The 15,937-nt window shown below is 66.9% G+C and carries 13 protein-coding genes; 7 read left to right on the top strand and 6 right to left on the bottom strand.

Annotated elements, in window-relative coordinates; translation table 11 throughout:
- Positions 1-121: 121 nt before the first annotated feature.
- Positions 122-586, top strand: coding sequence for a hypothetical protein (locus tag ACYX7E_RS07800; protein WP_462080002.1), 465 nt, complete (start codon positions 122-124; stop codon positions 584-586).
- 565 nt (positions 587-1,151) lie between these two features.
- On the opposite strand, the gene ACYX7E_RS07805 is transcribed toward ACYX7E_RS07800, so the two are convergent.
- Complete coding sequence (locus ACYX7E_RS07805; RefSeq protein ID WP_462080003.1) at positions 1,152-2,549, bottom strand: serine hydrolase domain-containing protein; 1,398 nt, start codon at positions 2,547-2,549, stop codon at positions 1,152-1,154.
- An 85-nt stretch (positions 2,550-2,634) separates the two neighbouring features.
- Here ACYX7E_RS07805 and ACYX7E_RS07810 point away from each other — a divergent pair, with 85 nt between their 5' ends.
- Together ACYX7E_RS07810 and ACYX7E_RS07815 are read left to right on the top strand one after the other, a co-directional pair.
- On the top strand, positions 2,635-3,237 hold the full coding sequence (locus ACYX7E_RS07810) for a LemA family protein (RefSeq protein WP_462080004.1): 603 nt from the start codon (positions 2,635-2,637) through the stop codon (positions 3,235-3,237).
- 139 nt (positions 3,238-3,376) lie between these two features.
- Complete coding sequence (locus ACYX7E_RS07815; RefSeq protein ID WP_462080005.1) at positions 3,377-5,263, top strand: M48 family metalloprotease; 1,887 nt, start codon at positions 3,377-3,379, stop codon at positions 5,261-5,263.
- 150 nt (positions 5,264-5,413) lie between these two features.
- Here the strand turns inward: ACYX7E_RS07815 and ACYX7E_RS07820 are convergent, their stop codons facing one another.
- The gene (locus ACYX7E_RS07820; RefSeq protein ID WP_462080006.1) at positions 5,414-7,063 is read right to left on the bottom strand and encodes a GMC family oxidoreductase; all 1,650 of its coding nucleotides are present in this window, start codon (positions 7,061-7,063) and stop codon (positions 5,414-5,416) included.
- A 149-nt stretch (positions 7,064-7,212) separates the two neighbouring features.
- Between ACYX7E_RS07820 and ACYX7E_RS07825 the strand changes: the two genes are divergently transcribed.
- Entirely contained in the window at positions 7,213-8,592 is a 1,380-nt protein-coding gene (locus ACYX7E_RS07825) for an NTP/NDP exchange transporter (RefSeq protein ID WP_462080007.1), read from the top strand.
- Complete coding sequence (locus tag ACYX7E_RS07830; protein ID WP_462080008.1) at positions 8,576-9,766, top strand: NAD-dependent epimerase/dehydratase family protein; 1,191 nt, start codon at positions 8,576-8,578, stop codon at positions 9,764-9,766. The genes ACYX7E_RS07825 and ACYX7E_RS07830 overlap by 17 nt, the downstream gene beginning before the upstream one ends.
- A gap of 79 nt (positions 9,767-9,845) precedes the next feature.
- Here the strand turns inward: ACYX7E_RS07830 and ACYX7E_RS07835 are convergent, their stop codons facing one another.
- Complete coding sequence (locus ACYX7E_RS07835) at positions 9,846-10,325, bottom strand: hotdog fold domain-containing protein (RefSeq protein WP_462080009.1); 480 nt, start codon at positions 10,323-10,325, stop codon at positions 9,846-9,848.
- 54 nt (positions 10,326-10,379) lie between these two features.
- The gene (locus ACYX7E_RS07840) at positions 10,380-12,854 is read right to left on the bottom strand and encodes an acyl-CoA dehydrogenase (RefSeq protein ID WP_462080010.1); all 2,475 of its coding nucleotides are present in this window, start codon (positions 12,852-12,854) and stop codon (positions 10,380-10,382) included.
- Positions 12,855-13,061: 207 nt separating this feature from the next.
- Between ACYX7E_RS07840 and ACYX7E_RS07845 the strand changes: the two genes are divergently transcribed.
- Positions 13,062-13,754 (top strand): TetR/AcrR family transcriptional regulator, encoded by a 693-nt coding sequence (locus ACYX7E_RS07845; protein ID WP_462080011.1) that lies wholly within the window; start codon positions 13,062-13,064, stop codon positions 13,752-13,754.
- A gap of 17 nt (positions 13,755-13,771) precedes the next feature.
- Here the strand turns inward: ACYX7E_RS07845 and ACYX7E_RS07850 are convergent, their stop codons facing one another.
- Positions 13,772-14,464 carry a DUF2145 domain-containing protein gene (locus ACYX7E_RS07850; protein WP_462080012.1) on the bottom strand — a complete coding sequence of 231 codons (693 nt, stop codon included), beginning with the start codon at positions 14,462-14,464 and terminating at the stop codon, positions 13,772-13,774.
- 161 nt (positions 14,465-14,625) lie between these two features.
- Complete coding sequence (locus tag ACYX7E_RS07855) at positions 14,626-15,054, bottom strand: hypothetical protein (protein WP_462080013.1); 429 nt, start codon at positions 15,052-15,054, stop codon at positions 14,626-14,628.
- A 110-nt stretch (positions 15,055-15,164) separates the two neighbouring features.
- Between ACYX7E_RS07855 and ACYX7E_RS07860 the strand changes: the two genes are divergently transcribed.
- Positions 15,165-15,905, top strand: coding sequence for a helix-turn-helix domain-containing protein (locus ACYX7E_RS07860; protein ID WP_462080014.1), 741 nt, complete (start codon positions 15,165-15,167; stop codon positions 15,903-15,905).
- The last annotated feature ends 32 nt before the right edge of the window (positions 15,906-15,937 follow it).

Genomic DNA, 15,937 nt, shown 5'->3' on the forward strand with positions numbered 1-15,937 from the left:
AGGTAACCAATCCGTACCGGCGCGCTGAGCGCGCCGGCGGTTGTACGCGGGTCCGATACCCGTGTGCTGCTTGAGTGCTGGGCAGTAGTTCCGCTATTCAACTGACGAGGAGTGCCATCACATGGCCGTTAAGAAAGCTGCGAAGAAAAGTGCCGCCAAGAAGGCGACCAAGAAAGCTGTGAAGAAGACCACCAAGAAGGCCGTCAAGAAGGTCGCGAAGAAGAAGCCAGCCAAGAAGGTCGCCAAGAAGGCGGTCAAGAAGACCACCAAGAAGGCTGTGAAGAAGACTGCCAAGAAGGTTGCCAAGAAGAAGGTAGCCAAGAAGGCCGTCAAGAAGACCGCCAAGAAGGCCGTGAAGAAGACTGCCAAGAAGGCCGCCAAGAAGAAGGTAGCCAAGAAGGCCGTCAAGAAGACCGCCAAGAAGGCTGCGAAGAAGGTTGCCAAGAAGCCGGCCAAGAAGGCCGCGAAGAAGGTCGCCAAGAAGCCAGCCAAGAAAGTCGCAAAAAAAAAGGCTAAAAAAGCTGTGAAGCGGACCAAGAAGGCCGCGCCAGTCGTGATTCCTTCGACCCCGACGCCGCTGATCTGATATCGCGGTAGTGCGTGATCAGAACTCCTTCTCCGCAAGCCCAGGCGGAGAGGGAGTTTTTTTTGGGCGATCGGGCCTGCCGGCGGGCGGGCGACAGGGCGTGTCGACGATCGCCGCACCCTGGGCCGGGTGGCGGTTGATGGGGGAGGTGGGCGCGTGCAATGCGGGGCGGGTCGCCTCGTGGCAGAGATGCCAGCGCCCGTGACCAACGCGGCCGGTCGCTGGTAACCGGAGGCTGCGACAGGCGCGTCGAACCAGCGCCCGGCCTCGATCCCTTGCCTGTTTGCCGTTGCCCCGGGCGTCCGTTCACGGGGACGCGAGCCGGGACCGAACGCCAAGGCTTCTCGAAGGCCAGCGGTCCATGCGTCAATGCGGGTCGGTCAGTCCAGGCAGTTCAGCGCAGGCAGGCCAGTGCGGGCACGGCGCAAGGCCGGCCGGATCAAGGGGGACCGACCAGAGCCAAGCCATCAGAACCGAGCAATCAGCGTCGGTCGATCAAAGCCGATAGATCAAGGCTGATCGACCAAGGCTGATCGACCAGGGCCAACCAATCGAGCCCGACCAATCAATGCGGCGTCGCGTTGGCCGCCGAGGTCTGCGGACCACCGCGGACGGGCTCGCTGCCCGATGGCTGGCGTTGCGCGTACAGGGTCTCGATGTCGGGATTGACGTCGAGCCACCGCTGCGCGGGCAGGCCGATCGCGCGATCCAGGATCGTTGGCAGCAGCCCGGAAGGCAGGCCGCTATTGCTGTTCCACAGCACCACGATGCCGAGGTCGCGTTCGGGCATCATCGCCATGACTCCGCGATAGCCCTGCACCGCGCCCGCGTGATAGACCAGCCGGTGTCCGGAGTAGTCGTAGACACGCCAGCCCAGGCCATAGCCGGCCGAGTTCAGGCGCTGGCCACGCCATGAGGCGCTGCGCATCTCGCCGGGCGTGCCCACGATCGGCGCCTGCAGGGTTGCCAGCAGCGGTGCCGGCAGCACGTCGGTGCGATGGCCGCTCTGTGCGATCAGCCACTGCGCCATGTCGCTGATGCTGGCGTTGACGCCGGCAGCGGGGGCAAGGCGGTAATAGGTCTGCTTGGGGATCAGCGATTTCCAGCCGGCGCCGGCACGGATGTGAGGCTTGGCCCAACGTGCGCTGGCCTGGATGCCTTCCAGTCCGTAGCTGGCATCGTTCATGCCCAGCGGCTTGAAGATCCGGCTGGTGACCGCCTCGCTGTAGAACTGTCCGGTCGCCGCGAAGACCACGTCGCCGACCAGGCTGAAGGCTACGTTCTGATAACCGTAGCAGTCGCCCGGCGCGCAGGTCATGGGCGCACTGGCCAGCCGCTGCACCAGGCTGTGGTAGTCGGCATTGGCTTCGATGTCGCGATCGTAGGTGTGATGCCGCAGGCCGACGCGGTGGCTGAGCACGTCGGCGACGGTCAGGTTCTGCGCGGCTGCCGGATCGGACAACTGGAATGCGGGCATGAAGTCGGTGACGCGGCTGTCCCAGCGCAGCGCGCCTTCGGAGACCAGCATGCCGGTCATCGTGCCGGCGAAGGATTTCGACAGCGAGGCCAGGCGAAACACGGTGTGGGCGTCGATCGGCTCGGCCGCCTGCACGTCGGTGATGCCGTAGCCGCGTGCGCTGAGGATCTTGCCGTCGTGGACGATTGCCATCGCCAGGCCGGGGACGCGCTGGTTGGCGACCAGGTCCTGCGCCATCGCCTCGAACAGGCCGACATCGAAGCCGCTGGCCAGCGGCATGTGCTTGGCGTCGACCGGCAGTGGGATCGGCTTGTTGCTGTCCGACAACGGGGATGCGGATTCGAAATCCTGCTCTTCGTCGCCGAGTTCGGACGCGCCGTCACGGGGTGGTGTCTGTGCCGCCGAACCCAGCGTCGTGGCGAACAGGACGGCGATCAGCGCGGTACGCAGCACGCGGGTGCGGCGGCGCGGCGACTTGGCTTTCATCAGACGTAGCCCCTGCGTATGCTTGGAGTGCAGATTGATAATAGCGTCTGTCTCCGAAATTGCATGAACAAGGGGAGCTTTGACGATGAGCGGATTGATTTTGCTGGTAATTGTGATCGGCGTCGCCGTCCTGTTCGGTCTCTGGGCGATCGGCATCTACAACGGCCTGGTCATGGCCCGCAACGCATTCAAGAACGCCTTCGCGCAGATCGACGTGCAGTTGCAGCGCCGCTTCGACCTGATCCCCAACCTGGTCGAGACCGTCAAGGGTTACCTGGCGCATGAGCGCGGCACGCTGGAAGCCGTGGTCGCGGCCCGTGGCGCTGCGGTGTCGGGATTGTCGGCGGCCAGTGCCAATCCGGGCGATCCGGCGGCGATGGCGGAACTGGGGCAGGCGCAGGGCGTGCTGAATGGGGCGATCGGGCGCCTGCTGGCGGTGGTCGAGGCCTATCCCGACCTCAAGGCCAACCAGAACATGATGCAGCTCACCGAGGAGCTGACCACGACCGAGAACAAGGTGGCCTTCGCGCGCCAGGCCTACAACGACTCGGTGATGGCCTACAACAACAAGCGCGAGGTGTTCCCCTCGAGCGTGGTCGCGGGCATGTTCCATTTCTCGCCGGCCGCGTTGCTGGAGATTCCCGCCGACAAGCCGGACATGCGCGAGGCGCCCAGGGTGCAGTTCTGAAGCCCCGGGAATCGGCATCGGGGAACCCACCACGGGGTATCGGGATTGGGGGGCTTAGTTGCATGGATCATCCGTTCGCCGCATGTCGCGGCCCAGATCCCGGTGTCCACGATTCCGGACGCCCGGTTCCCGGCGTCCAATGAACTTCTTCGAACGGCAATCGCAGGCGCGCCGCACCAGCAACCGGCTGGTGCTGCTGTTCGGGCTTGCGGTCATCGGCATCGTCGTGGCGGTCGACCTCGGCGTCGCGCTGGTCTTCGGGCCGCGTCCGGTCGCGCTGCTGGTCGCCTCGCTGGCGACGCTCGGCGTCATCGGCATCGGATCGCTGTACCGGATCTCGTCGCTGCGCGGCGGTGGCGAGCCGATCGCGTTGCAGATGGGTGGCTCGCCGGTGCCCGAGGACACCACCGATTTCCAGTTGCGGCGCCTGCGCAACGTGGTCGAGGAAATGTCGATCGCATCCGGCGTGCCGGTGCCGAAGATCTACGTGCTCGAGCATGAGGCGGCGATCAATGCGTTCGCGGCCGGTTACTCGCCGTCGGATGCGGTCGTCGCGGTCACGCGCGGCGCGCTGGAGAAACTCAACCGCGATGAATTGCAGGGCGTGATCGCGCACGAGTTCAGCCACATCCTCAACGGCGACATGCGCCTGAACATCCACCTGATCGGCGTGCTGTTCGGCATCCTGATGCTGGGGCTGATCGGCCGGAAGCTGTTGCTGCACGGCTCTGCGCTGCGTGGCAGGAGTGGCGTGCCGGTGTTGATCGGCGCGCTGGTGGCGATCCTGATCGGCGCGGTGGGGCTGTTCTTCGGGCGCATGATCAAGGCCGGCGTCAGCCGCAGCCGCGAAGTGCTGGCCGATGCCTCGGCCGTGCAGTTCACCCGGCAGACCGCGGGTCTTGCAGGCGCATTGAAGAAGGTCGCCGGCGTCGAGGAGGGCGCGCGCATGGCCGATCGCGGCAATGCCGAGGAAGTCAGCCACATGCTGTTTGGCGACGGCGTTGGCCTGCGCGGGCTGTTTGCGACGCATCCGCCGCTGTTGAAGCGGATCCAGGCACTGGAGCCGGGCTTCAAGGCCGAGAGCCTGACGCGGATGCAGGCGCAGTGGCGCATGGCGCCTCCCAATGGCACCGAGGAGGATGTGCAACTGGGGCTGGCCCAGGCCAGCGGCGTCCGCCTGCCTGCCCGGGGCTCGCAGCTCGACGTGACGCCGCCGATGGTGGCCGCGCAGGTGGCCAACCCCCGCCACGACGACTACCGCCGTGCCGACAGCATCGTCCGCCAGATGCCGGACAGCGTACGGGCACTGGCGTCCCATCGCGACAGCGCGATGCCGCTGCTGCTGGGCCTGCTGCTGGATGCCGATCCGGCCGTGCTGGAGAAGCAGCGGGTCGAGATCAGTGCGCGCCTGGGCGCGTCCGTGGCGGTCGAGGCAGAGCGCCAGCGTGAAGAGCAACTCAAGGTCCTGCATCCGATGGTGCGCCTGCCGCTGGCTGCGCTGGCATTTCCGGTGCTGCGGATGCGTCCACGGCCGGAGCTGGGCGTGTTCCTGGATACCGTGCATGCGGTCGTGCATGCCGACGACCATGTCTCGTTGTTCGAGTACTGCCTCGGCCGGCTGCTGGAAGTGCAACTGCGCGAATCACTGGATCCATCGCGCTATGCGCGCTTCGGTCGCCGCAAGCCGGGCAGCGTGAAGCAGGAGTTCGCGACGCTGCTGGCGGTCGTGGCGCATGCCGGCAACATCGATCCGGCGCAGGCGCAGCGCGCCTACCTGGCGGGATTGCAGCGCGTGTTGCCGCGCGACCATGTGCCCTATGCGCCGCCGCGCGACGGCGTGCTGGCGCTGGATCGCGTCTGGGAGCCGCTGGATGCGCTCGATCCGCTGGCCAAACAGGTCATGGTCGAGGCGATCACCGCCGCGGTCAGCCACGACGGGCGCGTATCGGTGGACGAGGCCGAACTGCTGCGCACGATCTGCGGCGTGCTGCATTGTCCGTTGCCGCCGATGCTGGAGCAGTCGTAGGCCAGCGTTCGTTCGCTCAGCGCCCGCTCGGGGAGTGCCTGTACCAGAGACGCCCGATCAGGCATTGATCTCCGCTCCTGCAATCCCCGCTCATGCCATCCGCGCCCAGACGTGCACTGCACTGGCGACACGCCACTCACATCCCCGCGCTCAGGCGATAGCCGCAGCCTTGCCCAGGATCAGGTCTGCTGCGCGTTCCGCGATCATGATGGTTGGCGCGTTGGTATTCCCGCCGATCAGCGATGGCATCACCGACGCATCGACCACGCGCAGGCGTTCGACGCCACGCACGCGCAGCTCAGGGTCGACCACGGCCAAGGCATCGTCGCCCATCCGGCAACTGCCGACCGGGTGGTAGACGCTCTCCGCCTTGGCGCGGACGAAGGCCGCAAGCTCCGCGTCGCTGAGGTCGTCGCGCGCGGGAAAGATCGGCGTGCCGCGATACGGCGCGAACGCCGGCTGTGAAAGAATCTCGCGCGAGGCACGCGCGCATTCGACCATCATCCGCAGATCGAAGCCGTCGGCGTCGCTGAGATAGCAGGCCTCGATGCGCGCGGCGTCCGCAGGATCCGCGCTGGCCAGCGAGATCCGGCCGCGGCTGCGCGGATGCAGGAAGCAGGCGTGCAGGGTGTAGCCGTCGCCGGGCAGGCGGTGCCGGCCATGGTCGTCGAGCATGGCCGGCACGAAGTGGAACTGGATGTCGGCACGCGCGTCGCCGGCCAGCGGCGAGCGGATGAAGCCACCGGCCTCGGCGATGTTGCTGGTGCCGGCGCCCTGGCGACCGCGCAGGAAGTAGTCGATGCCGATGCGCAGGTCGCTGATGCGGTCGTAGGTGATCGGCCGGGTGGCGTGGTGCAGGGTGCAGATGTCGAGATGGTCCTGCAGGTTGCCGCCGACCCCGGCGACGTCGGCGACTACCTCGATGCCATGCATGCGCAGGTCGTCCGCCGGACCGATGCCCGACAGCATCAGCAACTGCGGGGAGTTGATCGCGCCGCCGCACAGCAGTACCTCGCGCGTGGCCTGCGCCTGCTGTTCGCGTCCCCGCATCCTCCAGGCGACGCCGCGCGCGCGCGCGGCTCTGCCCGCCACTCCGCCACGCTCGACCAGGATGCGGCTGGCGCGCGCGCCGGTGACGACGTGCAGGTTGGCGCGCCCGCGCGCAGGCGCCAGGTACGCGACCGCCGCCGAGCAGCGTGCGCCGTCGCGCTGGGTGACCTGGTAGAGCCCCACGCCCTGTTGCGTGGGGCCGTTGAAGTCCGGGTTGTAGCGATGGCCGGCCTGTTGCGCGGCGGCGATGAAGACATCGGACAGCGGGTTGTGGTGGCGCAGGTCGGCGACACCCAATGGGCCGTCGCCGCCATGCAGCGCATCCGCGCCGCGCGTGTTGCCTTCGCTGCGACGGAAATACGGCAGCACCTCGGACCAGGACCAGCCATGTGCACCCAAGCGCGCCCAATCGTCGTAGTCGGCCGGGACGCCACGGATGTAGCACATGGCGTTGATCGAACTCGAACCGCCTAGCACTTTGCCGCGCGGCCACCACAGGCGCCGGCCGTTCAACTGCGGCTCGGCGGCGGTGTCGTAGTTCCAGTTGATGCCCTTGCGGTTGACCAGCTTGGCCAGGCCCGCGGGCATGTGGATGAAGGGATGCCAGTCGCGCGGCCCTGCTTCCAGCAGCAGCACGCGGATGCCGGGATCGGCGCTGAGGCGGTTGGCCAGCACGCAACCGGCAGAGCCGGCGCCGACGATGATGTAGTCGTAGTCCTGGCGCTGCGCGGGGTGGTGGGGGCCTGTCATCGCCGCAAGGTAGGGGGACCGGCTAGAGCATATGCTCGGCCGCGGCCCCGGTGGCGCAGGCCTTGGGCGCCGGCAGCGTGTCGCGCACGTGCTGGCGTCGGCGCGGTGCATCGGCTAACGTGCGCGCAGCTGACGTGCGCGGGCCACCGATGACCAATTCCCCCGGAGACGCCCCGGTGCAGGCCGGCCGGCTCAGGGATGCCCTGGCCGAGTCGCCACCCCTGTGGTGGGCCCTGCTGTATTTCTTCTGTCTGCTGTGCGGCTACTACGTGTTGCGCCCGGTGCGCGATGCGATGGGCGCGTCGGCCGATATCACCGCGGTGTTTCCAACGTTCGCGCTGGATTGGGCGGCGTCGCACGGGATCGTGCTGGGCCAGTACACCCTGCAGGTGCTGTTCACCTGCACCTTCTTCACGATGTTGCTGCTGCAGCCACTGTACGGCGCGCTGGTGTCGCGCTTCCCACGCCGGGTGTTCCTGCCGGTGGTCTATCTGTTCTTCATCGCCTGCCTGGTCGGGTTCTGGTGGGCGTTCGACAGCCGGTTGTCCGGGCGCGGCGCGCTGTTCTTCGTGTGGACGGCGGTGTTCAACCTGTTCGCGGTCATGGTGTTCTGGAGTTTCATGGCAGACGTGTTCGACAACGTGCACGCCAAGCGCTACTACGGCTACATCGGTGCCGGCGGCACCATCGGTGCGCTGGCCGGCCCGGTGATCACGCGCTTGCTGGTGGCACACGTCGGTGTGGCCAACCTGCTGCTGGTGTCTGCCGGCTTCCTGCTGGTCTGCCTGGTGTGCATCCTGAAACTGCGGCCTTGGGCGATGCAGCGCGAGCGCATGCAAGGCGAGGCCAGCGGCGAGCGGCCGATGGGGGGGTCGATCTGGGCCGGCCTCAAGTTGGTCGCTCGCGACCCGCTGCTGCGCGCGCTGTCGATGCTGATGTTCTTCGGCGTCGGCGTCGGCACGTTGCTCTACAACGAGCAGGCGGCGATCGTGCGCGCGTTCTATCCGACCGCGCAGGCCGCGACCGCGTATTACTCGATGATCGATGGCGGCGTGAATGGGCTGACCCTGCTGGTGCAGCTGGTGCTGACGCGCTGGCTGCTGGGGCGCTATGGCGTGGCACCGCTGCTGCTGTTGCCGGCCATCGCGATCCTGGTCGGCTTCTCGCTGCTGGCGGCGTCGCCGCTGCCGGTGCTGGTGGCCATCGTGCAGGTGATGACGCGCGCCAGCGAGTTCTCCCTCAACAAGCCCGCGCGCGAGACGCTGTACACCCGCGTCGACCGCGAGTCGCGCTATAAGGCCAAGGCGGTCATCGATACGGCGGTCTACCGCGGCGGCGACGTGACCTTTGTCTGGGTCCACAAGCTGCTGGCGACGTTCGGTTCCAGCACGGTGTTCCTGGCCGGCATCGGCATCGCGCTGGGCATGACTTTCGGCGCATGGCGGGTGGTCCGTGCCGAGCGCACGCTGCCGGAGCACCCCGGCAGCCGCGCCGGCACCCAGGCCCGCCCACATGAGCAATCGCCGTGAGTTCATCGCCACCAGCCTCGCCGCCGCGGTCGTCACCGCACTGCCGGCATGCGCGCGCAGCCTCCCGTCCAGGGATGCCACCGGGCCGGTGCCCGTCAAGCCGCTGAGTATCCTGATCCTGGGCGGCACCGGCTTCCTGGGGCCGCATTTCGTCGAAGCCGCGCGCGCGCGTGGACATCACCTGACCCTGTTCAACCGCGGCAAGAGCAATCCGGCGCGCTTCGATGGCGAGGCGTTTTCCGACATCGAGCAGCTCAAGGGCGATCGCAAGACCGACCTGTCCGCGCTCGAAGGCGACCGTCGCTGGGATGTGGTGCTCGATACCTCGGCCTATCTGCCCGCCGACGTGACCCGCGTCGCCTCGCTGCTGGCGCCGCGCGTGGGGCATTACCAGATCATCTCGTCGGTCTCGGTCTACGCCCGCAACGACATCGCCAATGACGAGACCAGCCCGGTCGCGGTGCTGGCCGATCCGGGCGTGACCGAGGTCAACGGCGAGACCTATGGCGGCCTGAAGGCATTGTGCGAGAAGGCGGCCGAGACGGTATTGCCGGGACGCGTCAGCGTGATCCGTCCGGGCCTGATCGTGGGCCCCGGCGACACCACCGACCGCTTCACCTATTGGCCGGTGCGTGCCGATCGCGGCGGCGAGATCCTCGCTCCGGGGACGCCGGAAGGCCTGACCCAGGTCATCGACGTCCGTGACCTGGCCGCCTTCATGCTGCACGTCATCGAGCAACGCAACACCGCTGTCTTCAACGCCGATGCGCCGGCAGGGACCCTGACGATGGGGGCCGTGCTGGCGAGCTGCCAGCGCGTGGCCCAGCGCATGAACACCATCAACTGCGTGCGTGCGCCCTGTCCGCAGCCGCCCGGACATGCGTCGACGCTGACCTGGGTGCCGGTGGATGTCCTGAAGCAGCAGGAAGTCAGCCCCTGGCAGGACCTCCCGGCCTGGATTCCGGCCGAAGGCGACTACGCCGGCTTCGGCCGCACCAGTACCGTGCGTGCGCAGCAGGCCGGCCTGACCTACCGCGCACTGGACGAGACCGTCGCCGATACGCTGGCTTGGTGGCGGACGCTGCCCGAGGACAGGCGTGCGAAGCCCAAGGCGGGACTGAGCCCCGAGCGTGAGGCGGCTGTGCTGAAGGCCTGGCACGCGAAGGCAGGCTGAGTTCCGTCGCAACTCTCCCGGCTTCAAGACGCGCTGTTCAAGACGCGCTGCTCAAGAGGGTAGGCGCAGGACGCCAGGCTCAAGACGCGTGCTTGGGGCTGGGTGAGACCCACATGTCGATGCTGGCGCGGAACACCGCCTCGCCGGCATCGTTGCTGACCACCACGCTGACCGGCAACGGGTAGCCGTTGTCGGAGACGTGCGGGGCGAAGTCGGGCGTGGCGACCGCATGCATGCGGCCCGTGGCCTTGTGCAGGTAGCTCACCGTCATGCCCTTCGGGATCCAGCGCATGCCGGACGGTAGGCTGGCATCCGTGGTCAGGCCGCCGACGAATTCCGCGAGGTTGCACAGCGCGATCGCATGCACGGTGCCGATATGGTTGGTCACCGCCCGGCGGTGCGCGATCGTAGCCTCGCCGCGGCCGGGGGCGAGGCTGACGATCCGCGGACGGATGCTGGCGAAATACGGCGCCTTGCGGCAGACCAGCCATGAGAACAGCTGGCGCCCGAAAGGCCTGGATTCGAACTTCCGATACAACGACAGGATCGTTGCGGACATGGAGGACCCTCCCGGAAACGACAACGCCCTCGTCAGAGGGCGTTGCCGGGATGCTTACGCCGCTTCGCGCTGGCGCTTGTGCTGGGGCAGGTCGTAGTAGCTGGCCGACCTGAGTTCGTGGGTATCGAAGTCGTCGACGGTGATCGCGTCCAGTGTCAACGTCCGCAGTTCCTCGAGCTGCCGGCGCTCGTCCGCGGTGATCCAGCCCTCGCGCATACCCTCATCGAGCTGGCTGTTGAAATCCAGCGCTTCGATGTCGCTGCTCTTGAGCGCCTTCAGGAACTTGCGCTCCACCGGCTCGGCCGCGATCGCCTTGGCCAGGTAGCTGTTGATGCGCCCGCCCGGGTTGTTCTCGCACGGCGTCATGAACACGCCCTGCGCGAGGCGGTCGCGTGCCTCGTTGGGTGCCATCAGCAAGGCGGCGACGCGATGACCCAGGCGGTCGCCGGGCGCTTCGGCACGACGGCCCCACGGGAAGATCAGCGCCCACATCAGCCAGCCGACCGGACGGATCGGGAAGTTGCGCAGCGCGGCCGACAACGATGTCTCGATCTTGTGCACGCTGTCGTGGAACGCCCACGCCAGCAGCGGCTGGTCGGCCTGCGGCGCGCCGTCATCGTGGTAACGCTTGAGCATCGCGCTGGTCATGTAGATGTGGCTGAGCACATCGCCCAGTCGACCCGACAGCGATTCCTTGAACTTCAACTTGCCGCCGAGCATCAGCATCGACACATCGGCCATCAGCGCGAGGTTGGCCGAATAGCGGTCGAGCTTGCGGAAGTAGCGACGGGTGTAATCGTCGCCGGGGGCGGCACCGATCTTCGCGCCGGTCAGGCCGAACCAGAACGAGCGCACCGCGTTGGAGATCGCAAAGCCGATGTGCCCGAATAGGTTTTGGTCGAACTCCTCGATGCCGGCCTTCTGGTCGGGGTTCTGCGCGGCCTTCATTTCCTTCATGACCCAGGGATGGCACAGGATCGCGCCCTGCCCGAAGATCAGCAGGCTGCGGGTCATGATGTTGGCGCCTTCGACCGTGATCGCGATCGGCGAGGCCTGCCAGGCGCGGCCGCCGATGTTGCGGGGCCCGAGGATGATGCCCTTGCCGCCGATGACGTCCATGACGTCGCTGGCGACTTCGCGGCCCATCGTGGTGCAGTGGTACTTGGCGATCGCCGACGGCACCGAAGGCACGTCGCCGCGATCCACCGCCGCGGCCGTCGCCTGCGACAGCGCGCTGATCGCATAGGCCTTGCCGCCGATGCGTGCCAGCGCCTCCTCGACGCCCTCGAAGCGGCCGACCGAGAGTCCGAACTGCTTGCGGATGCGCGCATAGGCGCCGGTGACGACCGCTCCGGCCTTCGCGCCGCCGCTGGCGGTCGAGGGCAGGGTGATCGAACGGCCGACCGCCAGGCACTCGTTGAGCATGTTCCAGCCCTTGCCCGCCTTGTCGACGCCGCCGATCAGCTGGCTCAGCGGAATAAAAACATCCTTGCCGCGGATCGGGCCATTCTGGAACGGCGAATTCAACGGGAAGTGGCGGCGACCGATGTCGACGCCGTCGGTGTCGCGCGGTAGCAGCGCCAGCGTGATGCCGATGTCGCGGGTCTCGCCGATCAGGCCGTCCGGATCGTACATACGGAACGCCAGGCCGATCAGCGAAGCGACCGGCGCCAGCGTGATGTAGCGCTTGTCGAACGTCAGGCGCACGCCGAGCACGTTGGCGCCATTCCACTCGCCCTTGCAGACGATGCCGAAGTCGGGGATCGAGGTGGCGTCGGATCCGGCGAACGGGCCGGTCAGGCCGAAGCAGGGCACCTCCTGTCCGGCAGCGAGCCGCGGCAGGTAGTAATCCTTCTGTTCCTGGGTGCCGTAATGCACCAGCAGTTCGCCGGGCCCGAGCGAGTTGGGCACGCCGACAGTGGAGCTGACGACGCTGGAGACCGAGGCCAGCTTCTGGATCACCTTGTGGTGCGCCAGCGCGCTGAAGCCCAGGCCGCCGTATTCCTTCGGGATGATCATGCCGAAGAACCTGTGCTGCTTGACGAACTCCCACATCGCCGGCGGCAGGTCGGCATGGACGTGGTTGATCTCCCACTCGTTGGTCATCCGGCACAGCTCTTCGACCGGGCCATCGAGGAAGGCCTGTTCTTCGACCGTCAGCTGCGGCTTGGGATAGTTCAGCAGCTTGTTCCAGTCCGGGTCGCCGGTGAACAGCTCGCCCTCGAAGCCGACCGAGCCGGTCTCCAGCGCGATGCGTTCGGTCTGCGACAGCGGCGGCAGGACCTTGCGGAAGAACTTCAGCAGCGGCGTGGTGATCAGCGGCTTGCGGATTGCCGGGATCAGCAGCGGGGCTGCAATCAGCACCACCAGCAGGCCGGCCAGCAAGGTGGCGAGCGGGTGGGTGCCGAGGAAGTAGCAGGCGACCAGGGCGGTGCCGGTGGCGGCCGCCCAATAGGCCAGGCGGATGCGGTGATAGGCGGCAAATGCGCCGATCAGGAGGAAAACCAGGAACGGGATCGCGACGCTCATCTGCGGGCTCCGATGGGTGGGCGCGGTTGCGGAAAGACTACGCCGGAGGGCGTGGCATCCATGTCATGATTCAACCGTACGGCCGAGTATGGTTTCGTCAGCGACCAATGTCAACGCGGTGAGCGGACGATGGTCAGCGGCCGGGCGATTTGTCACAATACGTTTCAGAACGCATGCGTATGGATTCATCCAGCTGGGAGAAACAGCATGAGCAGACAGGCTCCAGGCAAGCAGGACTCCCGCTCGATACGTCCACAGACCCCGGCAGGGCCGGCGGCCGCGACGCCGTCGCCGGCTGAGCCGTCGGCGCAGGCCGTCTCTGCGGCGGACGCCAAGCCGGAACGCAATGGCCGACTCAGCGCCGACGACTGGGCGCAGGCCGCGTTGGACATGATTGCCGAGCAGGGTGTTGCGGCTGTCGCGGTCGAGCCGCTGGCGCGGCGCCTTGGCGTCACCAAGGGAAGCTTCTACTGGCATTTCCCGTCGCGCGATGCCTTGTTGCAGGCCGCGCTGGAGCGTTGGGAGAGCGTCGAGCAGGAGACCGTGTTCGGCTCGCTCGAGCGCGTGCCCGATCCACGCGAGCGCCTGCGTGCGCTGTTCCACGTGGTCGCACGCGAGTTCAAGTCGCACGTGATCTACAGCGCACTGTTGAAAGCGCTGGACCATCCCTCGGTGCAGCCGGTCATCGACCGCCTGTCCAAGCGCCGTCTCGACTACCTCACCGCATCGTTCCGCCAGACCGGACTCGGGCGCGAGGATGCGCAGCATCGTGCCCGGCTGACCTATGCTGCCTATGTCGGCTTCCTGCAGTTGAACCTGCAATTGCAGCAGGCGCGGATGCCGCAGGAAGAGTTCGACGCCTACGTCGAGCATCTGTCGGCGACGCTGGTCCCGGCCTGAAGCCGGGCGCGTCGGCTTCAGCCGGGTCCAGGCTGCGCCTGTCGCTGGCCATTGCGCCACTCCCGCACTTCGACCGATAACCCACGCGCATCGACCCAATCGAGGATCGAACGCACGGTGACGACCGGGTAGTGCCCGCTGAGGCGGGTGCCGACCGGATGGTCGGTGAAGGCGACGTTGCTGCCGAACAATCCGCCCATCAGCCGCTGGCTGTAGGGAATGTCGATCCGGTCGGGTAGATACCCCTGTTGCGTCGCGACGGCATAGGCCTGTGTGCGTTGATGGACCGGCCGGGACGACGGCAGTGCTGCCGCCAGGGTTTCCAGGACCCACGCCGTGGAGTTCTGATAGTCGCGACTGCCCGGCCGCGCGATCAGGTTGTAGGTCGGCGTATGCAGCGCATCGCGTGGCAGGGCACGCAGGCGCTCGGCCAGTCGCTGTGCGAGTTCGGGCTGCAGCCAGACGATGCGTGCGTCCTGGTTGACCAGGTCGTCGGCGAAGAAATTCACCATGCCCTGCGCGTGCAGTGCCGACGTCGGGCCTGCGCAGGTGTTGAGCAGATGCAGCACCGTCCACTCGCCATCGGGGTGGTCGCGCAACGCGAAGCCGGCGTGGCTGTAGACCAGGCCGTACTTCGACAGGTCGGTGCCCACCCGCGCGACGACCGCGACGCTCGCCGGATGTGCGTCGAGCGCATCGACGACACGCAATGCGGTTGCCGCGGCATCGGCCAGTTGTCGAGGCGTCGGTGGTTTGCTGTCGCATCGCGTGCCGGCATGGAGGACGCTGCTGGCAACGCATGCGAGCAGCAACGCGACCAGCCTGCCCCTCCAGACAAGCCTGCTCCAGACAGGGCTGCCCCGCCAGGTCGTCATGGCGTCAACCGCCGACTGTGGATGTGCGCACGCGCGCGTGGCTCGGGAATGAAGGCGACCACCTTCTCACCCAGCATCAGCAACAGGCCTGCCGATACCACCAATACCTTGCCGACGCTCGAGTCCGGTGATTCCGACAGGTTGAAGTCCGGCTCGATCAGTCCGACCAGCAGCACCGAGCCCAGCGCGGGCGCCAGCGAAATCGTCATCACCGTGCCGCGCGCGCTGGCCTGCAGGCCGGTGATCGTGAAGCGCCCACCAGCCTTCAGCGCTTCGTAGATCGCGATCGGCACTTCGACCGAGGCCTGCATGCTGGCGGTGGACGCTTCACTGACGGCGCGCGACTGCGCGGAGACCGGGTCATGCCATGCGGCGGCTGCAAGGCATGCGGCAACAGCGCACACGTAGCGGATTCGTAAATGCATGGATGTCCTTCCTGTTGGATGTGGATGCAGAGTGCCCCGGGGGGATCGCACTGCAATCTTTATCGGCAAGGTGGCCGTTTGCTGGTTCTGCGGTATACGATTGTTAGACCATGTCGTTGTCCGTCGAACTCATCGATTCGCTCAAGCGCTGCCTGCGCGCGCAGGGCGTGACCTATCGCGAACTGGCTGTGCGCCTCAAGCTCAGTGAGGCCGCCGTCAAACGCATGTTCTCGCGCCGTGCGATGAGCCTGGTGCGGCTGGAGCAGATCTGCGAAGTGCTCAACATCGGCCTGGGTGAGCTCGGTGCCGAAGCCAGTCGCGGACGTGCGCCACTCGAACAACTCGATGCCGCGCAGGAGCAGGCCCTGGTCGACGATCCGGCCTTGATGCTCGCGATGTTCCTGACGATCAATCGTTGGACGCAGACCGATGTGATGGCGCATTTCGCGTTCACGCTGCCGGAGTGGACCGGATTGCTGGTGCGGCTCGACCGGCTTGGCATCATCGAACTGCTACCCGGCAACCGGGGTAGGGCGCTGACCACGCGTAATTTCCGCTGGCGCACGGACGGGCCGATGGAACGTTATTTCCGGCACACGTTGCTGGGCGATTTCTTCGCCGACGCCTTCGATGGCGAGCAGGATGCCTTGCTGCTGCTCAGCGGCAGCCTGAGTCCCGATGGCGTCCGCCAGATCCGCCAGCGCCTGCATGAGCTGGCGCGCGAATTCGACGGGCTGCTGGCCCGCGACGCCGGGCTCACCGCCAACGAACGCGTGGGGGTCAGCCTGGTGCTGGCGCAGAAGCCCTGGATGCTTCAGGTGTTTGCACCGTACCGGCGGGCACAGGCCTGAGATTTTGCTGTTTTGCCCGATGCCGACGGCAT

The organism is Luteimonas sp. RIT-PG2_3, from assembly GCF_054902115.1.